General features: G+C 40.6%; 12 protein-coding genes. 2 read left to right on the top strand and 10 right to left on the bottom strand.

Annotation, left to right across the window (positions count from 1 at the left end):
- Positions 1-135: 135 nt before the first annotated feature.
- Positions 136-513, bottom strand: coding sequence for a PleD family two-component system response regulator (locus tag GSQ74_RS17700; protein ID WP_158995554.1), 378 nt, complete (start codon positions 511-513; stop codon positions 136-138).
- A gap of 164 nt (positions 514-677) precedes the next feature.
- Positions 678-1,250 (bottom strand): thymidine kinase, encoded by a 573-nt coding sequence (locus GSQ74_RS17705; RefSeq protein WP_158995555.1) that lies wholly within the window; start codon positions 1,248-1,250, stop codon positions 678-680.
- Between the two features lie 72 nt (positions 1,251-1,322).
- Between GSQ74_RS17705 and GSQ74_RS17710 the strand changes: the two genes are divergently transcribed.
- A complete protein-coding gene (locus GSQ74_RS17710; RefSeq protein ID WP_158995556.1) occupies positions 1,323-2,351 on the top strand; it encodes a hypothetical protein in 1,029 nt (342 codons plus the stop codon).
- On the opposite strand, the gene rodA is transcribed toward GSQ74_RS17710, so the two are convergent.
- The 8 genes from rodA to GSQ74_RS17750 all read right to left on the bottom strand — a co-directional run bounded on the left by rodA (position 2,342) and on the right by GSQ74_RS17750 (position 11,147).
- Positions 2,342-3,616: a rod shape-determining protein RodA gene (gene rodA, locus GSQ74_RS17715; RefSeq protein WP_158995557.1), complete on the bottom strand. Its 1,275-nt coding sequence runs from the start codon at positions 3,614-3,616 to the stop codon at positions 2,342-2,344. The two genes, GSQ74_RS17710 and rodA, sit on opposite strands and share 10 nt — an antisense overlap.
- A complete protein-coding gene (mrdA, locus tag GSQ74_RS17720; protein WP_158995558.1) occupies positions 3,609-5,594 on the bottom strand; it encodes a penicillin-binding protein 2 in 1,986 nt (661 codons plus the stop codon). The genes rodA and mrdA overlap by 8 nt, the downstream gene beginning before the upstream one ends.
- A complete protein-coding gene (locus GSQ74_RS17725; RefSeq protein ID WP_158995559.1) occupies positions 5,591-6,109 on the bottom strand; it encodes a rod shape-determining protein MreD in 519 nt (172 codons plus the stop codon). The genes mrdA and GSQ74_RS17725 overlap by 4 nt, the downstream gene beginning before the upstream one ends.
- A complete protein-coding gene (gene mreC, locus GSQ74_RS17730; RefSeq protein ID WP_158995560.1) occupies positions 6,102-6,935 on the bottom strand; it encodes a rod shape-determining protein MreC in 834 nt (277 codons plus the stop codon). The genes GSQ74_RS17725 and mreC overlap by 8 nt, the downstream gene beginning before the upstream one ends.
- Positions 6,936-7,025: 90 nt before the next feature.
- Positions 7,026-8,048 (bottom strand): rod shape-determining protein, encoded by a 1,023-nt coding sequence (locus GSQ74_RS17735; RefSeq protein ID WP_091369587.1) that lies wholly within the window; start codon positions 8,046-8,048, stop codon positions 7,026-7,028.
- A 104-nt stretch (positions 8,049-8,152) separates the two neighbouring features.
- Positions 8,153-9,679, bottom strand: coding sequence for a bifunctional phosphoribosylaminoimidazolecarboxamide formyltransferase/IMP cyclohydrolase (gene purH, locus GSQ74_RS17740; protein ID WP_158995561.1), 1,527 nt, complete (start codon positions 9,677-9,679; stop codon positions 8,153-8,155).
- A gap of 249 nt (positions 9,680-9,928) precedes the next feature.
- Positions 9,929-10,507: a phosphoribosylglycinamide formyltransferase gene (purN, locus tag GSQ74_RS17745; protein ID WP_158995562.1), complete on the bottom strand. Its 579-nt coding sequence runs from the start codon at positions 10,505-10,507 to the stop codon at positions 9,929-9,931.
- Between the two features lie 109 nt (positions 10,508-10,616).
- Positions 10,617-11,147: a hypothetical protein gene (locus tag GSQ74_RS17750; protein WP_158995563.1), complete on the bottom strand. Its 531-nt coding sequence runs from the start codon at positions 11,145-11,147 to the stop codon at positions 10,617-10,619.
- Between the two features lie 147 nt (positions 11,148-11,294).
- On the opposite strand from GSQ74_RS17750, the gene yiaK reads away from it, so the two are divergent.
- Positions 11,295-12,284 (top strand): 3-dehydro-L-gulonate 2-dehydrogenase, encoded by a 990-nt coding sequence (gene yiaK / locus GSQ74_RS17755; protein ID WP_158995564.1) that lies wholly within the window; start codon positions 11,295-11,297, stop codon positions 12,282-12,284.
- Positions 12,285-12,312: the final 28 nt, after the last annotated feature.

Below are 12,312 nucleotides of genomic sequence, written 5' to 3' on the forward strand. Positions count from 1 at the left end.
ATAAAGTGATTCATATTAATTAACGATAAATACGTGTTTTTTAAGTTTATGCAGTAAAACTATTAATTTAAACTTATATAAACAATTATAAACTATAGCGTTATAAAAAGAAGAGTAGTGTTTTGTAAGGGATTTTTATTTGAGGTGATGCTTAACTATCTCAATAAGCTCATTCAGATCGAAGGGTTTGCGCAGGTAACCATCGGCAAGGCCGGCCTCGGCAATTTCTTTAATATTGCTTACCGCGGAAATGATGATCACAGGAATATGGCTTGTGGCTGGGTTTGATTTTAGTCCTTTGCTTAATTGCTGCCCATTTGCGTCGCTTTTCCAGTCGGTTAACCAGTTATCAAGCAATATAAGGTCAGGCTTATGATCGTTTACTGATTTCAAGATCTTTGAATCTTCTGAAGCTATTACTTCATAATTTTCTTCCTGCAAAATGTAAACAATGGTATCCCTAATATCCTTGTCATCCTCAATCACCAATATTTTTTTAGTTATACCTTCCATAAAAAGCTTGTGATACCGTTTTTAAGTTTAATTATTGTTAAAAAAATTATCCTATAGCTATAAATATAGCATAAAATTACCTTTTATTACTATTAACAACCTAAACCATAGCTTTTGTTTTAACAGGAAAGTTATTATGTACTAATAATGACAAATAAACGATACTATATACCGTAGCACAAACGACAACGGGGTTCATAGCTTTCTTTTTCGCCTAATAATATCTGTCCGTTGTTATGAACGAGACGATAGGAATATAGTGCCGGATTACCACAAATTACACATACCGCATGCAGTTTGGTAACAGACTCGGCTATGGCCATTAATGCGGGCATAGGGCCAAAAGGTTTGCCCTGAAAATCCATATCAAGCCCGGCAACTATTACGCGAACACCGTTGTTGGCGAGGGCATTGCATATATCAGGCAATTCATCATCAAAAAATTGGGCTTCATCAATACCTACAACCTGTACCTGGTTACCCGGTGCCAATATTGCCGATGCTTTTGATACCGGCATTGATGGTATTGAATTTGAATTATGAGATACCAATGCGTTTTCGCTATAACGGGTATCGGCCTTTGGGCTAAATATCTCTACACTTAAACGGGCTATGCGGGCGCGTTTTAAGCGGCGCATTAGTTCTTCCGTTTTGCCGGAGAACATTGATCCGCATATAACTTCAATACTACCACCGCCTTCGCTTCTACGTTTAAAAATCTCTTCGTGTACTTGCATCCTGAACTTTTAGAAGAGCCTAATATCAGAATTTAATCTTATTTTTGGGTAGCATTTTGAATATAAAAAGCCATGAAACAACAGGAAGTTTTTAAAAAGATAGGCGGGATTATAACGGAGCTTAACGAACAATACGAATATTTGAAAACAATAGAGGGCTCATTAAATGAGTTGGAACTCGAGTTGTTTTTAGCTAATTCTAATTTCCTGACCGATCATGTGCTGATACTGAGTAAATTGAATGCGCAAAATGTTGCCGCAGCTAGCCCGGTAGTGCCTGATCCGGTAATAATAGCACCTGCTACGGTAGTAACTGAACCCAAAAACGATGCACCCGAGCCTCACCAAAATTATTTTGAGCCTTTGGTAAGCGTGGCAAGCCTTGAAATTAAAAGTAAGCCGGAAGAAAATCCGGTTGATGCAGATAAGGATGATAGTGCAGTACCATCGATAGATTTGGCAACAGGAACTGACGATGATCCTTACTCATTCATAGGGCAAAGTGAACCTGAAACAATAAGACATGAGCTTGTTTTGGATGAATTGGATTTGGAGGATGAAGATGAGCCATATACCACTAACGCTATAAACGATGAGGCTGAAGAAAAAGAGATACCATTCGTACCAGCTAGCCCAATAATTAAATCAGAACCCAAACCTATATTAGAACCTGTGCCTGTAGCCGAACCAAAAGCAGCATTAGAACCGGAACAACCCAAGGTTGAAGAGCCCGAGCCGGTTGTGGTTAAACCTGTTGTTGAACCAGAAAAAGAACAGGCGAAACCAGAGGTGCTAACTATTAATGAACGTATTTCGGCACAAATGGTTGCCAAGCAGGGTGTGGCAGAGCAATTAAATGTGCAAAGCATCAGCGATTTAAAGCAGGCTATTAACTTAAATGATAAGCTGCTTTTTGTTAAGGATTTATTTAATGGTTATAGCCTGGCTTATAGCGAAGCTATTGAGATATTAAACCGCTTTACCAGTTTTACTGAAGCAGAGCAGTTTTTAAAAAATAACTATGTAACCAAAAATCATTGGGATACCAAGCCGGAAACCAGTGAGAAGTTTTATGCTTTATTAAAACGCCGTTACGCGTAAATAATACCCATCCGGTTTGAATCGAGTTTGATCAAAACGAAAAGTAGCAGCGTAAAACTTACCAGTGATGAACCACCATAACTGATGAATGGTAGCGGGATGCCAATTGATGGCACGATACCTATCGTCATCCCCACATTAATTACTACGTGGAAGAAAATGACCGATGCCACCCCATAAGCATATACGCGTGTAAAAGTTGATCGTTGCCGTTCGGCAATACGGATGATGCGAAGCACTAAAAACAGGTACAAACCCAATACGGTAACAGCGCCTGCAAATCCCCATTCTTCGCCTACTGTACAAAAAATAAAGTCGGTACTTTGCTCGGGTACAAATTTGTATGTGGTTTGGGTGCCATGCATATAACCTTGCCCCCAAAGTTTTCCTGAACCAATGGCTATTTTGGATTGATTTACATTATATCCCCTGCCTCTTAAGTCAGTTGTTATGCCCAATACAATATCGATACGTGCTTTTTGGTGCGGTTTTAAAATATGGTTGTAAAGAAAATTCACGCAGAATATAAAGGCAATACACATGCATAAGCCCAGGAAAACCGTCGAAACAACTTTCTTATTCCGTTTAAACAATAGCATTACAATGAGAGCAATGGCAACCAGCGGCCCAATAACATATAAGTGATTATCAACTTTTAGCGTTAAAACAAATAGTGTGATAAACAAGCCTTCCAATATTAAAAAGTAAGGGGAAAGGCCCTCGCGGTATAAAACCAATATCAATGCGCTAAATACCAGTGTTGAACCGGCATCGGGTTGAAGCATGATCAATGCCATTGGGAAAAGGATGATTCCCGCGGCTATTAAAAAGGATTTAAGCTCAGTTATTTTAACATTTGTGCCGTTTAAATATCGCGCAAGCAACAAACAAGTGCTGAACTTAGCTAACTCGGATGGCTGCAACCTGAAACCGCCGCCAAGCGATATCCAGGCCTGGTTACCGCCAACATTTCGCCCTACAACCAATACCGCCATAAGCAACAGTGTTGTTATGGCATAAATGGCGGGTGCCAGTGCAACAATAAAACGGCTCTCAAGCAACAAAATGATAATGGCCAGGGAAACAGCTACGATGATGAATACCAGTTGTTTGCCATAATCCGTGTGCATATCAAACGCGCTGGGGTACCTTGGATCGAAAGCGGCTGAATGTATGTTGAACCAACCAATGGTACATAGGCATAGATAAATAATTACCGCTATCCAGTCGACATTAAAAAAAAGGCTGCGTTGCGGGTTATTCATTATTCCTCCTTCTGCCGGGCTCAGTGGTTAAATAAGCGAGTGTATTATTTTTTTTGCTTTTGGTTGATACGCTTTTTTTAGCGGGAAGTTTACGTAGGCTATCGGCTTTTGCCTTTCTTATGCTGTCTCTGGCCGCCTCTTTTTTAATTTGAGAATAGTAGAAGGTAGGGTCGGGCATTAAGTTGGCATTCTTGATCCGATTAAATTCATCCATCGGTCTTTTTATGGTATCGGTTAAATACTTTTCAACTATATAACTGGCAATGGGAGCGGCATACCATGCACCCTGTCCTCCGTTTTCAACAACAACCGCTATAGCGATCTTCGGATTGTCCCTGGGTGCAAAAGCTACAAATATAGAGTGATTTTTACCATGAGGGTTTTGCGCCGTACCTGTTTTACCGCACATTATAATCCCTGGTATCTGTGAGCTACGGGCTGTTCCGGATTCAACAACTTGTTGCATGCCGTTAATTACAGGCTCAAAATATTGCCCGTCAATCCCTACATAGTTACGTTGTGTGTACTCCGCTTTGGTAATCTTTGTATCTCCTATGGCTTTAATCAGGTGCGGGGTGTAATAAAAACCATGGTTAGCAATGGTGCACTCAATGTTAGCCATTTGTAAAGGTGTAATTTCTAATTCACCCTGCCCAATTGCCAGCGAAAGAATAGAGTTTGAACGCCAATGGCCGACACCAAATGTTTTATTGTAGAGTGCTGCTGTTGGCATAAAGCCTTTACCTTCGTTAGGTAAATCAATGCCCAACCTTTGGCCAACGCTAAACCTGCTAACTTTTTTTCGCCAATCAACAAAAGTAGTATCAATATTACGTGCGCCGTTAACATTCATCAGTTTTTCAAAAACGCTTGCGAAATAAGTATTGCACGATACAGCAATAGCCCGCGCCAAATCTGATTGACCATGCGGCTCATCACAGCGTGGAAGGCCGCCCTTATAGGCCCCGGTACAGTAATAAGAGGTTTGTGGAGTTATGAGGCCTTCTTGTAAAGCAATTAAAGCGTTTAGTGGTTTAAAAGATGAACCCGGAGGATAATACGCTTGGATCGGTCTGATCAGCAAGGGGGAATAAGGGTCTTTATACATTCTGGCGGCGTTGTTACCACGCTCGCGGCCTACCAGTAAATTAGGATCATATGTTGGGCTGCTTACAAATGCCAGTATTTCGCCGGTTGATGGTTCGATGGCTACGATGCTGCCTACTTTGCCCTTCATTAACTCCTCGCCCAGCTTTTGTATGCGAAGATCAAGTGATGATTTTAAACGTTCACCTGGGCTGGCAACGGTATCAAAGGCACCATTTTCATAACTGCCCATCATTTTACCATGCGAGTTTACTACGGTGTATTTTACACCCACCTGTCCGCGTAAAACATCTTCATAGGCTTTTTCAACACCACTAACGCCAATATAATCGCCGGGCTGGTAACGGCCGTTTGAGCGTTTAATGTCACGGTCGGTAACCTCGCCAATATAACCTAAAAACTGAGCCGCTGTGGAATCAGGATAGGTGCGCAAATAACGAGTAGTTGGGAAGAAGCCGGTAAACTCAGATAATCTTTCCTGTAGCGAAGCAAAAGTTTCGGCCGAGAGCTGTTTTTCAAAGATGGACGGCAGGCTTGGTGAATATTTTATGGCTTTTTGAAAACGATCATCAAATTCATCTTTGGTTATGCCTAATAATTTGCAAAACTCTAAGGTATCAAAAGGTTTAACCTCTTTTGGGGTGACCATGATATCATAAAAAGCTTCGTTTTGTACTAATATTTTCCCGTTACGATCAAGGATTGGACCGCGTGCCGGGTATTGTTTTATCGGGCGCAGTACGTTTTTGGTAGCGTAAAGGCGGTAGTGATCGTCAATTATCTGGATGTAAAATAATTTGGCGACAAGCAGTAAAATAATGGTGGTAAAAATACCCGCGATGATGTATCGACGTACAAAGAAACTATTCATTTACGCTCTTTTCTCCTGTAAAATAACAACCCCGAAATCAATATCAAAAATACCGTAAATAATGTACTCAACACTATGCGACTAAGGGTAAATTGAATATCAGATAAGTTAAAAACCTCCAGGTTGAAGAGGAAGAAATGATGGAATAAGGTTAGTACCAATATGTAAGTAAAAAACCACCTGAACCCCATAATGCTAAGTGTAGGCTCAGGCTCGTTATCAAAGCCTTCTTTTTGTACGGTGATGTTTATAAACATTACCCGCACTAACGCCAATATTACACAAGCCGCGGCATGCAGGCCCGGAGTATCATAAAAAGCATCGATAGTTAGCCCAAGTATAAATGCCAGTGGAAACAGTAAAATGTTTGGTGTTTCAAACGGTAACAGCAAAATAAATAAAATGTATAGGTACGGCGTTGACAGGTTATACAGTGTAATGTTTTTCAATAAAAACACTTGTATAAACACCAATACTATAAAGCGTAATACGTTAATTATAATTGTCCTAATCATCCTTTTTCTGCAGAGCCTCCAATCCCTCTTGTTCTTTCGCGAATTTATAGTCTACCACATCAACATATTGCAGTTTACTAAAATCAACAGAAAAGGTTACTTCCATATTTAATGATATTCCACCACCCTTAGGGTGTAAATTAGTGATCCGGCCAACCGGTATGCCTTGTGGGAATAATGAGTAACCGGATGTTACTACCATTTCGCCAAGTTTGGGTTGCGCGTTATTCGTTACATCCATTAGCATGCCCTTGGTAGGGTCAAGGTCGTCGCCCCATCTTATATACCCGATCTCTCTGTTGTTTGCCAGCATTACGCTGAAACGGGTATCCTTATTGAGCATGGATTGTACGTTAGCCAAATGCTGCGTAACATTAATCACTTTGCCCACAATGCCCGCACCGGATATAACACCCATACCTACTGTGATACCATCCTTACTGCCACGATTAATGGTAATGTAGTTATAGCTGTGATTGGTTGAATTGTTGATCACCTTGGCATCAATGTACTCATATTGGGTTTTAAAAACGGTATCGTTTATTTTATGCCGTGCAATGGTATCTATATAGAAAGATGACTTTTGCTGATTGCGCAAACGTGCGTTTTCGCGTGCAAGGCTATCGTTTACCTCTTTAAGTGAGAGGTAATCATACAGGCCGTTTATCTGCGTGTATAATCTGCCGGTAACCTCATTAGAACTATTTATTACCGATGCTTTTTGGAAAGAGTTGTATTTAACGTAGATAATTATCGAACTGAGCTCGAAAATAAGGAATAAGAAGAATGCGTTGTACTTAGTGATAAATATCAAGAGGTTACGCATAGGGCTTATATAGATATGAGATATGAGATGGGAGACGGAGACTTGAAAATAACTTATCTCAAATCTCAGGTCTCACATCTCACATCTAAATTATTGCATTAAGAATTTAAAATTACCAATATTTTTTAACGCTGTACCAGTACCGCGTACAACGGCACGAAGCGGATCTTCGGCAACGTGTACAGGTAGTTTTGTTTTTGATGCCACACGCTTATCTAAACCACGTAACAACGCGCCACCACCTGTTAGGTAGATACCTGTTTGGTAAATATCAGCAGATAATTCCGGTGGTGTGATTTCTAATGCTTTCAGGATAGCTTCCTCAATTTTAGAAATCGATTTATCTAAACAATGGGCAATCTCAGTATAAGATACCATGATCTGTTTTGGCACACCGGTCATTAAATCACGACCTTGTACAGCGAAATCAGCCGGTGGATCTGCCAGTTCAGGCAAAGCGGCACCAACTTCAATTTTGATTTTCTCAGCTGTACGGTCACCAATCATGATGTTATGCTGGCGACGGATGTACTGAACGATATCAGAGTCGAAGTTATCACCCGCAACACGAATAGATTGATCACAAACAATACCTGATAAAGCGATAACGGCGATCTCGGTAGTACCACCACCAATATCAATGATCATGTTACCCATCGGCTCTTCCACATCAATACCAATACCTACGGCAGCAGCCATTGGTTCGTGTATTAAGTAAACTTCTTTAGCGCCTGCAATTTCGGCGCTATCACGTACGGCACGTTTTTCAACCTCGGTAATACCTGAGGGGATACAGATAACCATACGCAAAGAAGGGAAGAACCATCCTTTGCCTGGGTTAATCATTTTTATCATGCCCCGTATCATGTGCTCGGCAGCGTTAAAGTCGGCAATTACACCGTCTTTCAGCGGGCGAACGGTACGGATATTATCGTGCGTTTTGCCTTCCATTTGCATAGCCTGGCGACCGATAGCGATCACTTTGTTGGTTGTGCGATCGAAAGCCACGATAGACGGCTCGTCAACAACAACTTTATCATTATGTATGATGAGGGTATTTGCGGTACCTAAGTCAATGGCAATTTCTTGCGTGAAAAAATTAAATAAACCCATTTGTATTTTTTGAATTAAAGCACGATTCAGTTAAAAGCGAATTGTTAAATATAACTCTGATTTTTAATAATTCGTATTAAATCGTGTAATTAAGTATTGTTTTATTAATGTTTAAAATGGCGTACGCCGGTTGTTACCATAGCGATGCCTTTTTGATTACACATATCAATAGAGTCCTGATCCTTGATAGAGCCGCCCGGTTGTAATATAGCGGTTATTCCTGCATCGGCAGCAATTTCGGCACAATCAGGGAACGGGAAAAATGCATCAGATGCCATTACAGCGCCTTTTAAATCAAACCCAAAACTATCAGCTTTGATAATGGCTTGTTTTAATGAATCAACCCTTGATGTTTGACCCACACCGCTCGACATCAGCTGGTTGTTTTTAGCGAATATGATAGTGTTTGATTTGGTATGCTTAACCACTTTGTTAGCGAAGAACAAATCTTTTAATTCGTGCTCGGTTGCTTTTTTATTGGTAACCGATGTCATTTGAGCCGGGCCTTCAACAACTGAATCCTTATCCTGCTCAATAACACCATTCAATAAAGTTTTAAATTGCTTGGTAGGTAATTCAACCGTTTGGCGGACAAGTATGATGCGGTTCTTTTTTGATTGTAGAATCTGTACCGCTTCATCAGTATAAGCAGGAGCGATCAGCACCTCATAAAATATTTTGCTGATCTCTGTTGCAGTCTCCGCGTTGATCTCATCATTAGCGATGATCACACCACCAAAAGCAGAAACCGGGTCGCATGCTAAAGCGTCAATCCAAGCCTCTTTAATAAAGTTGCGTGACGCGATACCACAAGCATTGGTATGTTTTAAAATGGCGATGGTAGGCTCGGTAAATTCATCAATTAAAGCTACAGCCGCGTCAACATCAACTAAATTATTGTATGATAATTCTTTGCCATGCAGTTTGGTGAACATCGCATCCAGGTTACCATAGAAAACACCTTTTTGATGTGGGTTTTCGCCGTAACGTAAGGTTTGGCTGGTTTGTATGCTTTGTTTAAATACCGGCATTGGCTCTTCCTGGTTAAAGTACTGGAAGATGGCGGTATCGTAGTTTGATGATATATTGAATGCTTTTTGTGCAAATGTACGGCGCTGATCAAAAGTGGTGGTACCTTCCTGGCTTTTTAACATGCCTTCCAGTTCGGTGTAATCATCTTTAGACGCCAGTATCACTACATCTTTAAAATTCTTTGCTGCTGCACGGATAAGCGAGATGCCACCGATGTCAATCTTCTCGATCACATCTTCCTGGCCTGCGCCTGAATTTACAGTTTCTTCAAAGGGATAAAGATCAACAATAACCAAATCAATTTCAGGGATCTCGTATTGCGCTAATTGCTGTTCATCGCTTTCAAAATTTCTGCGGGCCAAAATGCCACCGAATACCTTTGGATGCAGCGTTTTTACGCGACCACCCAATATTGAAGGGTACGAGGTAAGATCCTCAACAGCAATTACATCAACCCCAAGGCTACGTATAAAAGTTTCAGTTCCGCCGGTAGAATAAATTTTCACGCCCAGGCGGTTTAACTCATAAATAAGCGGCTCAAGATTGTCTTTGTAATAAACAGAAATTAAGGCGTTTTTTATTTGAACAGATTGGCTCATTTGCAATAAATTTTTGAGCCGCAAAGGTAGGAATTAGAGATTAGAGATTTAAGGTTAGAGGTTAGTTTTTTTTTATTTTTTTAGTTGATGCTCAGAGAGTAATGTTTGCGTAGAATTTATGAAAGAATAACTGTTGATTTCTACGCGCGTCATTGCGAGGAACGAAGCAATCTCTATACTATACAGAGAAAATATGCAAGTTCGATCTGCCTATGTAGAGATTGCTTCGTTCCTCGCAATGACGCAAGGTTAGCTCTTCATTTTTTTTAACAAATTTTCAACTACTTTTGGAAAATGCTGGTGCTCTAGTTGCTGGCCTTTAAATTTAATCATCTCCAGATTATCACCGGGCTCAATTTTGAAACGGGATTGGTGGATGATCTCGCCTTCGTCAAAATTCTCGTCGACAAAATGAATGGTAATGCCCGATTCTTCTTCGTGATTGGCTAATACCGCTTTGTGCACGTGGTCGCCATACATGCCTGCGCCCCCATATTTGGGTAACAGAGCAGGGTGCAGGTTGATTATTTTATTAGGGAATGCTTTTAATAATGATACCGGAACAAGCCAAAGAAAACCAGCCAGCACAATCAAATCTACCTGTAGATTTTTAAGCAGTTTGATTACATCATCAGACTTATAAAATTCATCACGGGTGAAGATATGCGATGGTACCTCGAAGTTATCGGCACGTTGCAGCACATACGCCTGTGGATTATTAGTGAGGATAAGCACAACTTCCGCCTCGGAGCTACGCTTAAAGTGTTCCATGATCTTTTGAGCATTCGATCCGGAACCTGAAGCAAAAATGGCTATTCTTTTTTTCAAAATGGCAGATCAGTTTTTTATATCCATCCAAATATAAAATTTTCGGATTAATAACCTGTGTTAAATAGGTTGTTTTTTAATTGAATGTTAAGCAGGAACATTAATATAGCTATTGCGTATTTGTAATTTGATGTACAAAGCCATATTGTACTATCCTGCGTTTTGTTGTTGCTGTATAAAATGTGTTAACATCGCCGGTTTCCAATACTAAAGAGTACTGACCAAGGTTGATGATTTTAGTATTGATGAAAGGCTGGGCTTTTTTATTAGGATCAGGTAGGCCGCCTATTAACGTATCTGCACAAATCATGTTCGATACTAAAGTCAACTGATCGGAAGATAAAGTCCAGTCACCCGAAGTTTTTTGCGGGATACATTCAAAATTGGTATAACCGCAGGTATTATTGGTGTTAAATGTAAATATTTGTGTGCTATCGCAATTGGTATTCAAGGTATCGGTAGTACCAACCTGGCTGCTGCCTACAAAATTATAAACCATTACCGAGGCTAGCTGCCATTTCCCCCTGGTTAGCAGCACCTCAACCGAATTCTGGTTGTCCTTTTTGCAAGAGTTAATTACAAGGCCTGCTATTACCAGAACTGCTGCTGTTAAGAAGAAGAGTATTTTTTTGTTTTTCATTGAATCTGTCAGCAAAAGTAAAAAAATGCGGCTATTGTAATTGCATATGGGTAATTATAACTGTTTTATGCCGCAAATATTACACGATTGATGATTATGAGCTAAACAGGATAGGTAGCTTTGCGTTTATATTAAAAATCTATCAATATGCGCATACCTTTTGCAAAACTCCAATCTGAATTTAAAAGGATATTACTCAGCCTTAATTTTACCGAAGATAAAGCCGAACAATGCGCGACAGTTTTTGCCGAGAATAGCAGGGACGGTGTGTATACGCATGGTTTAAACCGTTTCCCGGTGTTTGTTGATTTTGTAAAGCAAGGTTTAGTTAAGTTGGATGCCGAAGCAACAAAAGCAGGCGGTTTTGGCGCGATAGAGCAATGGGATGGTAATTTAGGTCCGGGTATATTAAATGCCCGCTTTTGCATGAACCGTGCTATTGAGCTGGCGAAAACAAACGGAATTGGATGCGTAGCGATAAAAAACACCAACCACTGGATGCGTGCCGGAACGTATGGCTGGCAAGCCGCTGATGCAGGGTTTATTGGGATATGCTTTACTAATACCATTGCTAATTTGCCGCCATGGGGTGGGATAGACCCGCGTTTAGGGAATAATCCGCTGGTTATTGCCGTGCCACGTGTTGAGGGAAATGTGGTGTTGGATATGGCTATTTCCCAATATTCGGTGGGTAAGTTGCAGCAGTATAAAATGAATGGCGAGGCTTTACCATTGCCGGGAGGTTATGACGCTGATGGTAATTTAAGTACCGATGCTCCAGCTATTTTGGAATCAAAAAGATTGTTGCCGGTTGGGTTTTGGAAGGGATCGGGTTTATCGCTGGTGCTTGATCTGCTGGCAAGTATACTGAGCCAGGGGAATTCTACCGCTAACATTACTCAAAACGAAAAGGAAAGTGGTGTATCGCAAGTGTTTATCTGTATAAAGCCGCAGGATAATAATTACACAGCTAATATTATTGAAGAAATAATCAGTTATACTAAAAGCAGCAGACCGGAAAAGGAGGGTGGTACTATTTCTTATCCGGGTGAGAATACATTGAAGACACGTGAGAAAAGCTTAGCTGAGGGTGTTTTGGTTGATGAGCGGATTTGGGAAAAGGTTAAAAATTTATAAGCGTCATTGCGAGGAACGAAGCAATCTC

This window comes from Mucilaginibacter sp. L196, assembly GCF_009765905.1.
Taxonomy (GTDB): Bacteria; Bacteroidota; Bacteroidia; order Sphingobacteriales; family Sphingobacteriaceae; genus Mucilaginibacter.